This window comes from Enterobacter sp. RIT418 (assembly GCF_003057745.1).
In the GTDB taxonomy this organism is placed as follows: domain Bacteria; phylum Pseudomonadota; class Gammaproteobacteria; order Enterobacterales; family Enterobacteriaceae; genus Enterobacter.
Genome location: NZ_QBJD02000016.1, coordinates 46,791 through 61,748, shown reverse-complemented (window position 1 = coordinate 61,748; position 14,958 = coordinate 46,791). Strand labels below are relative to the sequence as shown.

Genomic DNA, 14,958 nt, shown 5'->3' with positions numbered 1-14,958 from the left:
AAACTGCGCAAAAGAGGAATCCTCTCCTCAAATCCAATCCCCCTTTCTTACCGTGTTTTTTGAGCCGAATCGCGTTAGCATGAGTCCAGACTCACTTAATCTGGGGATCTCATGGCCATCAAACTCATTGCAATCGATATGGACGGCACGCTGCTGCTGCCGGACCACACTATCTCTCCCGCCGTTAAAAATGCCATCGCTGCCGCGCGCGAAAAAGGCGTGAACGTAGTGCTGACCACGGGGCGTCCGTATGCGGGCGTGCACAGCTACCTGAAAGAGCTGCACATGAACCAGCCGGGTGATTACTGCATTACCTACAACGGCGCGCTGGTGCAGAAAGCGGCGGATGGCAGCACGGTGGCGCAAACCGCGCTGAGCTATGATGATTACCTGTATCTTGAAAAACTGTCCCGCGAGGTGGGTTCTCACTTCCACGCGCTCGACCGCAACACGCTGTATACCGCTAACCGCGACATCAGCTACTACACGGTGCATGAATCCTACGTTGCGACCATCCCGCTGGTGTTCTGCGAAGCGGAGAAAATGGACCCTGCCACCCAGTTCCTGAAAGTGATGATGATCGACGAGCCTGAGATCCTGGATAAAGCCATCGCGCGCATTCCGGCAGAGGTAAAAGAGAAATACACCGTGCTGAAAAGCGCGCCGTACTTCCTCGAAATCCTCGATAAACGCGTCAATAAAGGCACGGGCGTGAAATCCCTGGCCGACGCGCTGGGCATTAAGCCAGAAGAGATCATGACGCTGGGGGATCAGGAAAACGACATCGCGATGATCGAATACGCGGGTATGGGCGTGGCGATGGAGAATGCCATTCCGTCCGTGAAGGAAGTCGCTAACTTCGTCACCAAATCTAACCTGGAAGACGGCGTGGCGTACGCCATTGAGAAGTTTGTGCTGAACTAAAAATCAGCTTGCGATACCCTGATGCGATAACCGCGCATCAGGGTATCCTTATGAAACAAATCACCTTCGCTTCCCGCAACCACCAGCTCACCAACATCAACACCTGGACGCCGGACAGCCAGTGGCTGGCATTTGACGTGCGCCCGTCGGGCGCGTCGTTCACCGGTGAAACCATCGAGCGGGTCAACGTGAATACCGGCGAGGTGGAGGTGATTTATCGCGCCTGCCGCGGCGCGCACGTTGGCGTGGTGACCGTTCATCCTGCAGAAGATAAGTACGTGTTTATTCACGGGCCGGAAAACCCCGACGCGGCGTGGCAGTATGATTTTCACCACCGTCAGGGGGTCATTGCACATAACGGCGCGGTCGAAAACCTTGATGCGATGGATATCACCGCACCCTACACGCCGGGCGCGCTGCGCGGCGGCAGCCACGTGCACGTCTTCAGCCCAAACGGGCAGTTCGTCAGCTTTACCTATAATGACCACGTGCTGCGCGCGCGCGACCCAAAGCTGGACTTACGCAACGTCGGCGTCGCGTCGCCGTTTGGCCCGGTCACGCCGCGCGGCAACCATCCGCGTAACTATGCTGGCACCTTCTGGAGCGTGCTGGTTAGCCGCACGACGCCGACGCCAATACCGGGCAGCGATGAGATCAACCGCGCCTACGAAGAAGGCTGGGTGGGCAACGACAGGCTGGCGTTTATCGGCGATACGCTGTCCGCCACGGGCGTGAAAGTGCCTGAGCTGTTTATTGTCGACCTTCCGAAAGACGAGCAGGGCTGGAAGCGCGCGGGCGATGCGCCGCTGCAGGGAACGCCTGAAACCCTTCCCGCGCCGCCGGCGGGCATCGTCCAGCGTCGTTTAACCTTTACCCACCAGCGGGCGTATCCGGGGCTGGTGAACGCGCCGCGCCACTGGGTGCGCAGCAATCCGCAGGCCACGCAGATCGCCTTTTTGATGCGCGATGATCACGGCATTGTGCAGCTCTGGCTGATTTCGCCGCAGGGCGGCGAGCCGCGTCAGTTAACCCATAATGACAGCGACATTCAGTCGGCATTTAACTGGCATCCTTCAGGGAAAATGCTGGGATTTGTGCTTAAAAACCGGATTGCGCTGTGCGACGCGCAGAGCGGAGAGGTGACGTTTTTGACGTCCGATCGCGGCAATCCACCGTCGGTGGACGCGATTATCTTTTCCCCTGACGGTAAGAAAATTGCCTGGATGGCGGAGACGGACGGTTTCCGCCAGCTTTGGCTAACGGAAACCGAAAAGCGCTAGGGCATATCGGCTGGGGGGATTACGGCATTGGTTGCCAGATTTTGCCGCTCGCTTTTCTCAACGCGCGAACGCACGGAGCTGTCCGTACGGAACAGATCCCACGGCAGCAGGAGCGTGTCGGCGACTGCCGTGAACGGCATGTCGAGGATCGCCAGAGATTTTGTTCCCCAGTTCGTATCGTCATCCGAGATCATGGCCGCGCTGGCGCGCGTCCCCGGATATGTTCCTTCTTTACCGCCGGTGTGAGACATCACGCTCGAACACCCGCAAAGTAAAACCACCCCGCTGAACGTTGTCAGCTTTATCAGAACATTTTTCATCATCACTCAGTCATCGTTAATGGCACTACATAGACCTGCAACTCAGGGTTATATCAGCCCTGTTCAAAATGAATAGCGCATAAACCCCGCACTGTGGCAGCCATCGCAATTTAACCCTTTGTGCTGTTGTCCCAGTCTATGCGACAACCCGCAAAGTGCAAAAAAATCTCAAATAAATACGCTTGAAAAATCCGTAACCAGACCCATTTTAGGAATGTAGCCCGATGATGGACGCGCCTGATGGGCGTTCAGGGGATGCAGAAGCCTGTCCATGGTGGAAGGCTAAATTTCTCGCTGATTTCAGGAGTTTTTATCTATGCGTAACTTCGATCTTTCTCCGCTATACCGTTCTGCAATTGGTTTTGACCGCCTGTTCAACCATTTAGAAAATAACCAGAGCCAGAGCAACGGCTACCCTCCATACAATGTTGAGCTGGTTGACGAAAACCATTACCGCATCGCTATCGCCGTGGCCGGTTTCGCAGAAAGCGAACTGGAAATCACCGCGCAGGACAACCTGCTGCTGGTGAAAGGTTCCCATACCGCAGAGCAGAAGGAGCGTACCTACCTGTACCAGGGCATCGCCGAGCGCAACTTTGAACGCAAGTTCCAGTTAGCTGAAAACATTCACGTTAAAGGCGCGAACCTGGTGAACGGCCTGCTGTTTATCGAGCTGGAACGCGTGATTCCGGAAGAGAAAAAACCGCGCCGTATCGAAATCAACTAATGTCGCGGGCCGCACGAGCGGCCCACCCAGAATTGCTTGCCGTAACGGGAGCATATGCGAATCCAGCTGGATTTGCAGGAACAACCGCGCACAAAAATAACCTGCGCCAACTCGCTTCTTAGAAGGAGAACACCTATGCGTAACTACGATTTATCCCCACTTCTGCGTCAGTGGATTGGTTTTGACAAGCTGGCTAACGCCCTGCAAAGCACCCCTGATCAACAGGCATTTCCGCCGTACAACATCGAAAAAAGCGACGATAACCACTACCGCATCACGCTGGCATTGGCCGGTTTCCGCCAGGAAGACCTGGATATCCAGCTTGAAGGCACGCGTTTGACGGTGAAAGGAACGCCTGAGAAACAAGAGACCGACAGCAAATGGCTGCATCAGGGCCTGGTCATCCAGCCGTTCAGCCTGAGCTTTACCCTGGCGGACCATATGGAAGTGTCCGGCGCAACGTTCAGCAACGGGCTGCTGCATATCGACGTCACCCGTAACCTGCCTGAAGCCATTGCGCCGCAGCGCATCGCCATTAGCGAGCGTCCGGCGTTGAATAGCTAATTTTGTGCGGGCTGGTGCCCTCACTCCGGCCCCCTCCCACAGGGAAAGGGTGAAAAGATAAGGCCCTGCTTCGGCAGGGCTTTTTTGTGCGCCATCGCCCATACAACGGTTATCGGCTCTGAGAGAATCCTTACCATAACTAAGGTTATGGCAAGGAAGATGATCATGAGTGATATCGCGTTAACCGTTAGCGTGTTGGCCCTGGTCGCGGTGGTTGGGCTATGGATTGGCAATGTCAAAATTCGCGGCGTCGGGTTTGGCATCGGTGGGGTGCTGTTTGGCGGGATTTTTGTCGGCCATTTTGCCGAGCAGCTTGGGCTTACGCTCAGCGCCGATATGCTCCACTTTATTCAGGAATTTGGCCTGATCCTCTTCGTGTATACCATTGGCATCCAGGTAGGGCCGGGCTTTTTCGCCTCGCTTCGCGTCTCCGGGCTGCGGCTAAACCTCTTCGCCCTCGGCATTGTGGTGATGGGCGGGCTGGTCACCGCCGTCCTGCACAAGCTTTTTGCGATCCCGCTTCCCGTGGTGCTCGGCATTTTCTCTGGTGCGGTTACCAACACGCCCGCGCTGGGTGCGGGGCAACAAATCCTGCGTGATTTAGGCATCGCCCCGGACGTCGTTGACCAGATGGGAATGAGCTACGCCATGGCCTACCCGTTTGGCATTTGCGGCATCTTGCTCTCCATGTGGCTGGTGCGCGTCCTGTTTCGCGTTAACGTGGATAAAGAAGCAAAGGACCACGAAAGCACGCTGACCAACGGCCACGCGCTGATTAAAACCATCAACATTCGCGTGGAAAATCCCAACCTGAACAATATGGCGATTCAGGACGTGCCCATCCTGAACAGCGCCACCATCATTTGCTCGCGCCTGAAGCGCGACGATATGCTGATGGTGCCCTCGCCGGGCACGGTGATCCAGCACGGCGACCTGCTGCATCTGGTCGGGCAGCCGGCGGACCTCAATAACGCCCGGCTGGTGATTGGCCAGGAGGTCGATACGTCGCTTTCGACGCGCGGTACCGACATGCGCGTCGAGCGCGTCGTGGTGACGAACGAAAAGGTACTGGGCAGGAAAATCCGCGATTTGCAGGTAAAAGAACGCTACGACGTGGTGATCTCCCGGCTTAACCGCGCGGGCGTTGAGCTGGTCGCCAGCCCGGAGGCCAGCCTGCAGTTTGGCGATATCCTCAACCTTGTCGGCCGGCCGTCCTCCATCGACGCCGTGGCGGATATGGTTGGCAACGCCCAGCAGAAATTGCAGCAGGTGCAGATGCTGCCGGTATTTATCGGCATCGGGCTTGGCGTGCTGCTCGGCTCTATTCCGCTGTACGTGCCCGGCTTCCCTGTCGCGCTCAAGCTAGGTCTGGCGGGCGGGCCGCTGATTATGGCGCTGATCCTCGGGCGCATCGGCTGCATCGGCAAGCTCTACTGGTTTATGCCCCCGAGCGCTAACCTGGCGCTGCGCGAGCTGGGCATCGTGCTGTTCCTGGCGGTGGTGGGGCTGAAGTCCGGCGGCGATTTTGTCGACACGCTGATTCAGGGCGAGGGGATGAGCTGGGTCGGTTACGGCATCTTTATCACGGCGATCCCGCTGCTGACGGTGGGAATACTGGCGCGGATGTTCGCCAAAATGAACTACCTGACGCTGTGCGGGATGCTGGCGGGCTCCATGACCGATCCGCCCGCGCTGGCCTTTGCCAATAACCTGCATTCGACCAGCGGCGCGGCGGCGCTGTCGTACGCCACGGTCTATCCGCTGGTGATGTTCCTGCGCATTATCACCCCGCAGCTACTGGCGGTGCTGTTCTGGGGGATAGGCTAAAACCGCGTCCGGGCGAATGCGCCGCAGGTGATAGTCCACCTGATAGTCGCTGGTATTACGAAACATGACTGAATAATTGAGAAACTCGCCGCTGTCGCTGTAGGAAAGTGAGGTAATGCGCAGCAGCGGCGTCTGTTCCGGCAGGTTCATGTAGCTTGCCAGCTGCCTGTCCGCCAGCACAGGCGTCAGGCTTTCGTAGTTGCCGCTGATGGTTATTCCACACTCCTTCTCGATGTAGTCAAACTTCGACCCTTCTAGATGCGCCAGCGAGAGGTTGCGGAACAGCTGCACCGGCATAAAGCTGTCTTCCAGCATGAGCGGCTTCCCCTCTACGTAGCGCACGCGCCGTGAAAAGTAGATCCGCTCATCGACCTGAATGCGCAGCTGGCTGGCGATCGCGGGCGGGGCGGGCATCACCTCAAACTGCAGCACCTTGCTCTGCACCTCTTTTCCCTGCTGGCGCAGCACTTCCACCAGCCCGGTCAGGTTGGTGGTTTCATGGTGAACGTCCTTGCGCGCAACGAACGTCCCGCTGCCGTGGCGGCGTTCAACCAGCCCCCAGCTCACCAGCAGGTCCAGCGCCTTGCGGATGGTCATCCGCGCCACGCCAAACTCATGCGCCAGCGCCTTCTCTCCGGGCAGCGGGCTGCCGACATTGTAGTCCGACGAATTCAGCCGCAGCCGTAGCCTGTCGGCGATAGATTTGTAGATCACCAGTAGACCTCTCTGCCCTCATCAGGGCGTGGATTGGATCCTGACATGTCCATATTTACCGTAAAAAGTAGACCTGATTGGTCAAAATAAAACCATGAATGCGATCACGAATCGCAGCGGCACGCCATGTTCGCGCATTAGTAAATTCTTATGCTCCCTTCAGGCCAGCAAAAAAATACAAAGGCCACTCTCCCCTACAGGTTGTTACGTGAGGATTTAAAAATGCTCAGTCAAATACAACGTTTTGGCGGTGCCATGTTTACCCCGGTGTTGCTGTTTCCGTTCGCCGGGATCGTGGTGGGAATCGCCATCATGCTTCGCAACCCGCTTTTTGTGGGCGAAGCCTTAACCGCCCCCGATCATCTGTTCGCGCAAATTGTTCACATCATTGAAGAGGGCGGATGGGCGGTCTTTCGCAACATGCCGCTGATTTTTGCCGTCGGCCTGCCGATTGGCCTCGCGAAGCAGGCGCAGGGGCGGGCGTGCCTGGCGGTGCTGATTAGCTTCCTGACCTGGAACTACTTCATCAATGCGATGGGGATGACCTGGGGCCATTTCTTTGGCGTCGATTTCTCCGCCGAACCGACCGCCGGAAGCGGGCTGGCGATGATTGCCGGCATCAAAACGCTTGATACCAGCATCATCGGGGCGATCGTCATTTCGGGCATCGTCACCGCGATCCACAACCGCTATTTCGACAAGCCGCTGCCGGTCTTTCTGGGCATTTTTCAGGGCACCTCGTTTGTCGTCATCCTCGCCTTTTTCGTGATGATCCCCTGCGCCTGGCTGACGCTGCTGGGCTGGCCGAAGGTGCAGATGGGCATTGAGTCCCTGCAGGCGTTTCTGCGATCGGCCGGGGCGCTGGGCGTGTGGGTCTATACCTTCCTCGAGCGCATTCTGATCCCAACCGGGCTGCACCACTTCGTCTACGGTCCGTTTATCTTTGGCCCGGCGGCGGTCGAGGGCGGCATTCAGGTTTACTGGGCGCAGCACCTGCAGGCATTCAGCCAGAGTACCGAACCGCTGAAAACCCTGTTCCCGGAAGGCGGCTTTGCATTGCACGGCAACTCGAAGGTGTTTGGCTCCGTCGGCATTGCGCTGGCGCTGTGGTACACCGCGTCGCCGGAAAACCGCGTCAAGGTCGCGGGCCTGCTGATCCCCGCGACGCTTACCGCCGTGCTGGTCGGCATTACCGAGCCGCTGGAGTTTACCTTCCTGTTTATCTCTCCGCTGCTGTTTGCCGTTCACGCCGTGCTGGCTGCGAGCATGGCGACGGTAATGTACGCCTTCGGCGTGGTAGGCAACATGGGCGGCGGCCTGCTTGACCAGTTCCTGCCGCAGAACTGGATCCCGATGTTCCATAACCACGCGTCGATGATGTTTACCCAGATAGGCATCGGCCTGTGCTTTACCGGGCTCTACTTTCTGGTCTTCAAAACGCTGATTGAGCGGCTGAACCTGAAAACGCCGGGCCGCGAAGAGAGCGAAATCAAGCTCTACAGCAAGGCGGACTATAAGGCGGCGCGCGGCCAAACCTCCGCGCCGGCTGCGGCCAGCCAGCAGGTTGGCCAGGCCGCCGGATTCCTGCAGGCGCTCGGCGGCGCATCCAATATCGAAAGCGTCAACAACTGCGCCACCCGCCTGCGCATCGCGCTGGTGGACATGGCGAAAACCCAAAGCGACGACGTGTTTAAAGCCCTCGGCGCACACGGCGTGGTGCGGCGCGGCAACGGCATCCAGGTGATCGTCGGCCTGCACGTTCCCCAGGTGCGCGACCAGCTTGAATCGCTGATGAAAACCCCTTTAACCAACGAACAAACCACCCTGACAGAGGCTATATCATGAAAAAATTCTCAGTTGTCATTGCCGGCGGCGGCAGCACCTTTACGCCGGGTATCGTCCTGATGCTGTTAGCCAACCGTGACCGTTTCCCGCTGCGCGCCCTGAAGTTCTATGACAACGACGGCGCGCGTCAGGAGACCATCGCCGAGGCGTGCAAAATCATTCTTCAGGAGCAGGCGCCGGAGATTGAGTTCAGCTACTCCACCGATCCAAAAGCGGCCTTTACCGACGTGGATTTCGTGATGGCGCACATCCGCGTGGGCAAATACCCGATGCGTGAAAAAGATGAGAAAATTCCGCTGCGCCACGGCGTGCTGGGCCAGGAAACCTGCGGCCCGGGCGGGATCTCCTACGGCATGCGCTCCATCGGCGGCGTGCTGGAGCTGGTGGATTATATGGAGCAATACTCCCCGAACGCGTGGATGCTGAACTACTCCAACCCGGCGGCCATCGTCGCGGAAGCCACCCGCCGCCTGCGGCCTAACGCCAAAATCCTCAACATCTGCGATATGCCGATCGGCATTGAAGGGCGGATGGCGCAGATTGTCGGCCTGAAGGATCGTAAAGAGATGCGCGTGCGCTACTACGGCCTGAACCACTTCGGCTGGTGGACGTCGATTGAAGACCTGAACGGCAACGATCTGATGCCTAAACTGCGTGAATACGTGGCGAAAAACGGCTATGTTCCGCCGTCGGAAGATGCGCACACCGAGGCGAGCTGGAACGACACCTTCGCCAAAGCCAAAGACGTGCAGGCGTTGGATCCGGACACCATGCCGAACACCTACCTGAAGTATTACCTGTTCCCGGACTACGTGGTGGCGCATTCGAACCCGGAACGCACGCGCGCCAACGAGGTGATGGATCACCGCGAGAAGCACGTGTTCAGCTCCTGTCGGGCGATTATCGAAGCCGGTAAATCCTCCGCGGGCGAGCTGGAAATCGACGAACATGCGTCCTACATCGTCGATCTGGCGACGGCAATAGCCTTCAACACCCAGGAGCGGATGCTGCTGATCGTGCCCAACAACGGGGCCATTCATAACTTCGACGCCGACGCGATGGTGGAAATTCCGTGCCTGGTGGGCCATAACGGGCCGGAGCCGCTCACGGTGGGGGACATTCCGCACTTCCAGAAGGGGCTGATGAGCCAGCAGGTCGCGGTGGAAAAACTGGTGGTAGATGCCTGGGAGCAGCGCTCGTACCAGAAGCTGTGGCAGGCGATTACGCTGTCGAAAACCGTGCCGAGCGCGTCCGTCGCGAAAGCGCTTCTGGATGACCTGATCGAGGCGAATAACGACTATTGGCCTGAACTGCACTAACTCTCATACCCGGCATCGCCCGATGCCGGTTTTTTGTCCCTGTCGATTTACGCTATGCTGAAGCCTGCCCGCAGCACGACAAGGAACCTCCATGAAAATTTCCCGCCTCGGCGAAGCGCCGGACTACCGCTTTTCTCTGGCCAACGAGCGCACCTTTTTAGCGTGGGTCCGCACCGCGTTGGGCTTTCTCGCCGCGGGCGTTGGCCTGGACCAGCTGGCGCCCGACTTCGCCACCCCGCTGATCCGCGAAGTGCTGGCGCTGCTGCTGTGCCTGTTCGCGGGCGTGCTGGCGATTTACGGTTACCTGCGCTGGCTGCGCAACGAGAAGGCGATGCGTCTGAAGCAGGATCTGCCCTATACGCGCGGGCTGCTCATTATCAGTGTCCTGTTGCTGGCGGTGGCGGGCGTGGTGATGGTGCTGGTGTTCTATGCCGGATAGCCGCAGGGCGCGACGCGAAGCCGACCCCGGCCTGCAGCCGGAGCGCACCTCGCTGGCCTGGCTGCGCACGCTGCTGGGGTACGGCGCGCTGATCGCGCTGGCGATTAAGCACAACTGGCACCGCACCGGGGCGCCGTTCTGGATCTCAATCGTTGTGCTGGCGCTGGTGGCGGTCATTTTGTGGCGCTATACCCGCAGCCGCAACCTGATGGACGTGGCGCAGGATGATTTTGTCCAGCCGAAGGCGGTGCGGGATAAGTTTCTGATTGCGCTGGCGGTGCTGCTGCTGTCCTTACTCTTTGCCGTTACCCACATTCAGCAAATTTTGCACCTGTAGGCCGGGTAAGGCGCAGCCGCCACCCGCTATCATTAATTCCCTTTGGCCAGATACGTCGCCATCTCGACTTCCGGCACCATGCCGCCGCCGGTTGCCCAGACCAGATGGGTAACGTTGGCCCCCGCAGGGAAGCGCAGCGGTCCGGCCATTCCCGCGAGTGCGGACGGCTCCAGGCGAATGCCCTCCTCCTGCGCCAGCCAGCCGAGCATGTCGTACATGCTCTGGTCGGAAAGCGTGTAGAACCCGTCGAGCAGCCGCTCCATCGCGCGGCCCACGAAGCCGGAGGCGCGTCCTACCGCCAGCCCGTCCGCTGCCGTGACGTTATCGATACCCAAATCCTGCACGGCAATCTCGTCGTGCAGGCCGGTATACACGCCCAGCAGCATGCACGGCGAGTGCGTTGGCTCGGCGAAGAAGCAGTGAACGTGGTCGCCAAACGCCAGCTTCAGGCCAAAGGCCACGCCGCCGGGGCCGCCGCCGACGCCGCACGGCAGGTAAACATGCAGCGGATGTTCTGCATCCACCGTGCGCCCCTGCGCGGCAAACTGCGCCTTCAGCCGCTCGCCCGCCACCGCGTAGCCGAGGAACAGCGTGCGGGAGTTTTCATCGTCGATAAAGAAGCAGTTCGGGTCGTTTTCTGCCGCTTTTCGCCCCTGTTCAACTGCCACGCCGTAATCCTGCTCATACTCCACAACGATGACGCCGTGGCTGCGGAGCTTCGCTTTTTTCCACTCGCGGGCGTCTGCGGACATATGTACCGTCACCTTGAAGCCAATGCGCGCGCTCATTATGCCGATGGACAACCCAAGATTGCCGGTGGAGCCTACCGCAATGCTGTACCGGCTGAAGAAGTCCTTGAAGCGCGGCTCCAGCAGAATGCTGTAATCATCTTCAACGCTCAGCAACCCTGCCTCCAGCGCCAGTTTCTCCGCGTGGGTCAGCACCTCGTAGATGCCGCCGCGCGCTTTAATCGAGCCGGAGATCGGCAGATGGCTGTCTTTTTTCAGCAGCAGCGTGCCGGGTATGGATTTGCCAGACTCTTTCTCCAGCCGCGCCTGCATCGCCGGAATGGCCACCAGTTCGGATTCAATAATCCCGCCCGTTGCCGCGGTTTCCGGGAACGCTTTCGCCAGGTACGGCGCGAAGCGGGCCAGTCGCGCGCGGGCGTCATCGACATCGGCCTGGGTTAGCCCAACGTACGGAAGCCCTTCCGCCACCGAGGTGGCGCGCGGGTTAGGCCAGGTGACGTCCTTAAGGGCTATCAAATTCTCAATCAGAGGGTACTGTGCGGTCAGCGCCGCTGCGCGTGCGTTTGCCATTGTTCATCTCGTCGCAATCGGGTCGTGTGGGGTATTGGATAAAAAAAGAGACATACTGACAAATGATATATATTGCGTTTCAGGTGAGCCAGATTGGATCAAACCCGGAGGAAAGGCGTGACGGATGCCCAAAATCGGCTGCTTAACGGCTGGCAGCTTTCAAAAATGTACACCTTTGAGGTCGCCGCACGGCATGAGTCCTTTGCGCTGGCGGCGGCGGAGCTGTCCCTCAGCCCCAGCGCGGTCAGCCACCGTATCAACCTGCTGGAGGAGGAGCTGGGCATTAAGCTGTTTGTGCGCTCGCACCGAAAAGTGGAGCTGACGCAGGAGGGAAAGCGCGTTTACTGGACGCTCAAAGCGTCGCTGGATACCCTGAACCAGGAGATCCTGGATATCAAAAACCAGGCGCTGTCCGGTACGCTCACCGTCTACTCGCGCCCGTCGATTGCCCAGTGCTGGCTGGTGCCGATGCTGGGCGACTTTACCCGACGCTACCCCTCTATCTCGCTCACCCTTCTCACCGGCAATGATTACGTCATTATGCAGCGAACGGGTGTCGATCTGGCATTATATTTCGACGACACTCCGCCAAACCCTCTTTCTCATGAATTTCTCATGGATGAGGCGATTTTTCCCGTCTGCTCGCCGGAATATGCCCAAGAACGCGAGCTGCTTAAAGACCCGCAAAATCTCAGCTACTGTACGCTTCTGCATGACCGTCAGGCCTGGAGCAATGATTCCGGAACGGATGAGTGGAGCAGCTGGGCGCAGCAGTTTGCGGTAAACATGCCGCCATCATCGGGCATTGGGTTCGATCGCTCTGATTTAGCTATTATCGCCGCGATGAACCACGTCGGCGTGGCAATGGGGCGAAAACGTCTGGTGCAGAAGCGCCTTGAGCGCGGGGAGCTGATTGCGCCTTTCGGCGAACAGGCGCTGAAATGCCACCAGCATTATTACGTTGCAACGCTACCCGGCAGGCAGTGGCCGAAAATTGACGCTTTTATCGGCTGGCTAAAAGCGATGGCGAGCTGAAGAATTATTACGCTTTGGCTCTACACCAAATGTGAAAAAGCGTGCTAAATACAGATTATTGCTTTCGATTTCTCGCAAGGTACGCCGTGTTAAAGCCTTTCATTGCCGCTGCGCTCGTGTTGTCTTCCGGCTGGGCCATCGCCGCAGAGCCGCCGCTGACGGCTGCGCGCTACGCGCAGCAGCTCGGCGTGGGTATGGACGTGGACTGGGCGCGCACCGACCGCGGCATTCGTGAATTTGATCCGCTGGTGGTCCGTGATTTTCGCGCGAAGGGCATCACGCACGTGCGTATCCGCGTCGCCGGTGAACCGACCGAAGCGCGGCTAATCCACCTGCGCAAGCTGGTAGAAGCCTGCGAGCAGTACGGCGTGATCCCCATAATTGCCTACCAGGCCGACGAGTATAAAAGCGAGCCGAATGCCGATAACGAAAAAGAGGTGGTTAACTGGTGGATCGCCGTGGCGCACTATTTCGGGAACAGCGCGCCGCTGCTGGGGTTTGATCTGATCTACGAACCCGCAGACAAGCTCAACCATAACCTTGCCTCGCTTAACCGCGTCTATGAAAAAACGATCAAAGCCGTTCACGAGATTGACGGGCAGCGCATGATCTTTGTCGCGCCCCGCCTGCGCGCCGCGCCGGAGGATTTGTCCGGCCTGAAGCTGCCTACGCACAGCCAATCCTATCTGCTGGCAGAGTGGCATATCTTCCCGTGGGGGCCGCTGAAGAACGGCGGTAAATACCCGTGGACGTCGGGAACGGCAGCGGAAAAAGCGGCTATCCGCAGCCGCATCAATACCGCGCTGCGCTGGCAGCAAAAAACCGGGCACGTCAGCTGGGTTGGCGGCTGGGGCGTGGGCGAGTCGATGCGCTTTACGCCGACCGCGTCGCAAATGGCGTTCGCCACGTTTATGGCCTGCGAGCTGCAAAAAGCGAAAATGCCGTACGCAATTAACGCGGACTTTCAGTTTTACGATGGGGAAGAGGGCGCCTGGCGGCCCGCGCCAGAGCCGTTATTACAGGCCATGATCGCCCCCGCCTGTGAAAAGCCCGGCGAGAAGCCGGGCCATCATGCGGTTAAACAGGCTGCTCGTGATGCGGGACGCGCGACGCCAGCGGCAGCCAGCACAGTAAAATCAGCAGCCCCATCAGCGTCATCAGCAGGCCCAGGCTAGCCTGACCGGTTTGCGGCATCATCGCCGAGAGCCACGCCAGCGCGCCGGAACCGATGTTCTGCAAACCACCCACCAGCGCGCCCGCCGTGCCCGCGAGGAACGGGAACGGCTCCATCGCGCCGCTGGTAGCGAGCGGGAACAGCATCCCCGCGCCGAAGAAGAACAGCGCGGCCGGGATCAGCAGCGTCCAGACCGACATCACGCCGAACAGACCGGGCACCCACATCATTACGCCCGCCAGCAGACAGCTGATCACCGCCTGCCACATCAGCGTGGAGAACCGTTTGTTGGGGCGTCCGGCAAACCATGCGCCGAAAAATGCCGCCGGGATCGGCAGAATAAACAGAATGCTCACCACCATGCTGCTCAGGCCAAGCCCTGCGCCCAGCAGTACGCCGGAACAGGCTTCGAACACCGCAATGCCCGCCAGGCCGCCGATCAGCATCAGCAGGTAGCAGGTGAACGACCCGTTGCCGAACAGCGTTTTATAGCTGGCGAGCAGCTTCGTGCGCGGCGCGTCCACCGGACGGGTTTCCGGCATCCAGCGCGCCATGCTGAAGGTGACAATGACGCACAGCACCAGCAGGAAGGCGTAGCAGGCGCGCCAGGACCACATCGTGTCCAGCAGGCCGCCGATCAGCGGTGCCAGCAGAGGGCTGACCAGAATACCCATATTAAGCAGGCTGTTGGCGTGGCGAAGCTGCGTGCCCTGGTACATGTCGCGCGGCAGCGTGCGCGCCATCACCCCGCCCACGCCCGTTCCGACGCCCTGCAGGGCGCTGGCGGCAATCAGCACGGTAAGGCTGGAGGTGGTCATTGCAATGACGGTCGCCAGCATAAAAATGCTCATGCCGACCAGAATCACCGGGCGGCGACCAACGCGATCGGACAGCGGGCCGTAAAAGAGCTGCGAGACGCCGTAGGTCAGCAGATAGGCCGCCATCACGCTCTGGACCGCGCCCTCGCGGACGTTAAGTTCCTTTGCCATATCGGCAATCGCCGGAATGTAGATGGTTTGCGCCATCTGACCGACGGCCACCAGTAACACCAGCATCAACAATAAGTTAACGTTCCTGTGTTTTTTCATGTCGCTGAATACTTTTGCCAAAAGAGAGAAATAAAGAACAAGTGAC

General features: G+C 59.0%; 15 protein-coding genes and 1 other annotated feature. Of the genes, 11 read left to right on the top strand and 4 right to left on the bottom strand.

Annotated elements, in window-relative coordinates; translation table 11 throughout:
* The first annotated feature begins 111 nt into the window (after positions 1-111).
* Entirely contained in the window at positions 112-924 is an 813-nt protein-coding gene (gene yidA, locus DBY73_RS17635; protein WP_112012369.1) for a sugar-phosphatase, read from the top strand.
* 50 nt (positions 925-974) lie between these two features.
* The gene (locus DBY73_RS17630) at positions 975-2,204 is read left to right on the top strand and encodes a DUF3748 domain-containing protein (protein ID WP_112012368.1); all 1,230 of its coding nucleotides are present in this window, start codon (positions 975-977) and stop codon (positions 2,202-2,204) included.
* Here the strand turns inward: DBY73_RS17630 and DBY73_RS17625 are convergent.
* Positions 2,201-2,527 carry a YceK/YidQ family lipoprotein gene (locus DBY73_RS17625; protein ID WP_112012367.1) on the bottom strand — a complete coding sequence of 109 codons (327 nt, stop codon included), beginning with the start codon at positions 2,525-2,527 and terminating at the stop codon, positions 2,201-2,203. The genes DBY73_RS17630 and DBY73_RS17625 overlap by 4 nt on opposite strands.
* A 247-nt stretch (positions 2,528-2,774) precedes the next feature.
* Positions 2,775-2,847, top strand: a sequence feature (ROSE (Repression Of Heat Shock gene Expression) occurs in the 5'-region of heat shock genes and acts as an RNA thermometer to modulate expression.).
* Between DBY73_RS17625 and ibpA the strand changes: the two genes are divergently transcribed.
* From ibpA to DBY73_RS17610, 3 genes are all read left to right on the top strand, one after another.
* Positions 2,841-3,251: a small heat shock chaperone IbpA gene (ibpA, locus tag DBY73_RS17620; protein ID WP_112012366.1), complete on the top strand. Its 411-nt coding sequence runs from the start codon at positions 2,841-2,843 to the stop codon at positions 3,249-3,251. (Overlaps the previous feature by 7 nt.)
* A 135-nt stretch (positions 3,252-3,386) precedes the next feature.
* On the top strand, positions 3,387-3,815 hold the full coding sequence (gene ibpB, locus DBY73_RS17615) for a small heat shock chaperone IbpB (RefSeq protein WP_112012365.1): 429 nt from the start codon (positions 3,387-3,389) through the stop codon (positions 3,813-3,815).
* Between the two features lie 165 nt (positions 3,816-3,980).
* On the top strand, positions 3,981-5,642 hold the full coding sequence (locus tag DBY73_RS17610) for a putative transporter (RefSeq protein WP_112012364.1): 1,662 nt from the start codon (positions 3,981-3,983) through the stop codon (positions 5,640-5,642).
* On the opposite strand, the gene DBY73_RS17605 is transcribed toward DBY73_RS17610, so the two are convergent.
* Complete coding sequence (locus DBY73_RS17605; RefSeq protein ID WP_112012363.1) at positions 5,610-6,356, bottom strand: GntR family transcriptional regulator; 747 nt, start codon at positions 6,354-6,356, stop codon at positions 5,610-5,612. The two genes, DBY73_RS17610 and DBY73_RS17605, sit on opposite strands and share 33 nt — an antisense overlap.
* Before the next feature lie 222 nt (positions 6,357-6,578).
* Here DBY73_RS17605 and DBY73_RS17600 point away from each other — a divergent pair, with 222 nt between their 5' ends.
* From DBY73_RS17600 to DBY73_RS17585, 4 genes are all read left to right on the top strand, one after another.
* Positions 6,579-8,201, top strand: coding sequence for an alpha-glucoside-specific PTS transporter subunit IIBC (locus DBY73_RS17600; protein ID WP_112012362.1), 1,623 nt, complete (start codon positions 6,579-6,581; stop codon positions 8,199-8,201).
* Positions 8,198-9,520: a 6-phospho-alpha-glucosidase gene (locus DBY73_RS17595; RefSeq protein ID WP_112012361.1), complete on the top strand. Its 1,323-nt coding sequence runs from the start codon at positions 8,198-8,200 to the stop codon at positions 9,518-9,520. The genes DBY73_RS17600 and DBY73_RS17595 overlap by 4 nt, the downstream gene beginning before the upstream one ends.
* A gap of 91 nt (positions 9,521-9,611) precedes the next feature.
* Positions 9,612-9,959, top strand: coding sequence for a YidH family protein (locus tag DBY73_RS17590; protein ID WP_112012360.1), 348 nt, complete (start codon positions 9,612-9,614; stop codon positions 9,957-9,959).
* Entirely contained in the window at positions 9,949-10,296 is a 348-nt protein-coding gene (locus DBY73_RS17585; RefSeq protein ID WP_112012359.1) for a DUF202 domain-containing protein, read from the top strand. Before DBY73_RS17590 ends, DBY73_RS17585 begins: the two co-directional genes overlap by 11 nt.
* Before the next feature lie 32 nt (positions 10,297-10,328).
* Here the strand turns inward: DBY73_RS17585 and dsdA are convergent, their stop codons facing one another.
* Complete coding sequence (dsdA, locus tag DBY73_RS17580; protein ID WP_112012358.1) at positions 10,329-11,615, bottom strand: D-serine ammonia-lyase; 1,287 nt, start codon at positions 11,613-11,615, stop codon at positions 10,329-10,331.
* A gap of 117 nt (positions 11,616-11,732) precedes the next feature.
* Between dsdA and dsdC the strand changes: the two genes are divergently transcribed.
* A complete protein-coding gene (gene dsdC / locus DBY73_RS17575; protein WP_112012357.1) occupies positions 11,733-12,650 on the top strand; it encodes a DNA-binding transcriptional regulator DsdC in 918 nt (305 codons plus the stop codon).
* An 86-nt stretch (positions 12,651-12,736) separates the two neighbouring features.
* The gene (locus DBY73_RS17570; protein WP_112012356.1) at positions 12,737-13,825 is read left to right on the top strand and encodes a cellulase family glycosylhydrolase; all 1,089 of its coding nucleotides are present in this window, start codon (positions 12,737-12,739) and stop codon (positions 13,823-13,825) included.
* Here the strand turns inward: DBY73_RS17570 and emrD are convergent.
* The gene (gene emrD, locus DBY73_RS17565; protein ID WP_112012407.1) at positions 13,728-14,912 is read right to left on the bottom strand and encodes a multidrug efflux MFS transporter EmrD; all 1,185 of its coding nucleotides are present in this window, start codon (positions 14,910-14,912) and stop codon (positions 13,728-13,730) included. The genes DBY73_RS17570 and emrD overlap by 98 nt on opposite strands.
* Positions 14,913-14,958: the final 46 nt, after the last annotated feature.

Coding starts and splice junctions, on each gene's coding strand:
- yidA (WP_112012369.1), top strand. CDS start 112: ATGGCCATCAAACTCATTGCAATCGATATGGACGGCACGCTGCTGCTG.
- DBY73_RS17585 (WP_112012359.1), top strand. CDS start 9,949: ATGCCGGATAGCCGCAGGGCGCGACGCGAAGCCGACCCCGGCCTGCAG.
- DBY73_RS17610 (WP_112012364.1), top strand. CDS start 3,981: ATGAGTGATATCGCGTTAACCGTTAGCGTGTTGGCCCTGGTCGCGGTG.
- DBY73_RS17590 (WP_112012360.1), top strand. CDS start 9,612: ATGAAAATTTCCCGCCTCGGCGAAGCGCCGGACTACCGCTTTTCTCTG.
- ibpB (WP_112012365.1), top strand. CDS start 3,387: ATGCGTAACTACGATTTATCCCCACTTCTGCGTCAGTGGATTGGTTTT.
- ibpA (WP_112012366.1), top strand. CDS start 2,841: ATGCGTAACTTCGATCTTTCTCCGCTATACCGTTCTGCAATTGGTTTT.
- emrD (WP_112012407.1), bottom strand. CDS start 14,912: ATGAAAAAACACAGGAACGTTAACTTATTGTTGATGCTGGTGTTACTG.
- dsdA (WP_112012358.1), bottom strand. CDS start 11,615: ATGGCAAACGCACGCGCAGCGGCGCTGACCGCACAGTACCCTCTGATT.
- DBY73_RS17595 (WP_112012361.1), top strand. CDS start 8,198: ATGAAAAAATTCTCAGTTGTCATTGCCGGCGGCGGCAGCACCTTTACG.
- DBY73_RS17600 (WP_112012362.1), top strand. CDS start 6,579: ATGCTCAGTCAAATACAACGTTTTGGCGGTGCCATGTTTACCCCGGTG.
- DBY73_RS17625 (WP_112012367.1), bottom strand. CDS start 2,527: ATGATGAAAAATGTTCTGATAAAGCTGACAACGTTCAGCGGGGTGGTT.
- DBY73_RS17630 (WP_112012368.1), top strand. CDS start 975: ATGAAACAAATCACCTTCGCTTCCCGCAACCACCAGCTCACCAACATC.